Origin of the sequence: Aquibium pacificum, assembly GCF_040839445.1 — a bacterium.
Lineage (GTDB): Bacteria > Pseudomonadota > Alphaproteobacteria > Rhizobiales > Rhizobiaceae > Aquibium > Aquibium pacificus.
Window position 1 is genome coordinate 1 of record NZ_JBDPGJ010000046.1, and the last position, 310, is coordinate 310.

General features: G+C 60.0%; 1 protein-coding gene. It reads right to left on the reverse strand.

The window, feature by feature from the left end; genetic code table 11:
- Positions 1-29: 29 nt before the first annotated feature.
- The coding region (gene rpsM / locus ABGN05_RS30095; protein ID WP_367957734.1) for a 30S ribosomal protein S13 at positions 30-310 on the reverse strand (281 nt) is incomplete at its 5' end.

Below are 310 nucleotides of genomic sequence, written 5' to 3' on the forward strand. Positions count from 1 at the left end.
CCACAGTGCGGCCCCGGCGGCCCAGCGACTCATTTCTTCTTGGATACACCCACAGTGCGGCCCCGGCGGCCAGTGGTCTTGGTGTGCTGACCTCGGACACGAAGACCCCAAAAGTGGCGCAGCCCCCTGTGGGCTCTGATCTTCTTCAGTCGCTCCAGGTCCTCTCGCAGCTTGTTGTCCAGACCATTGGCCAGAACCTGGCTGTACTTTCCGTCCTTCACGTCCTTCTGTCTGTTCAAGAACCAGTCTGGGATCTTGTACTGTCGTGGGTTCTGCATGATGGTGATGACGCGCTCCACCTCGTCCTCCG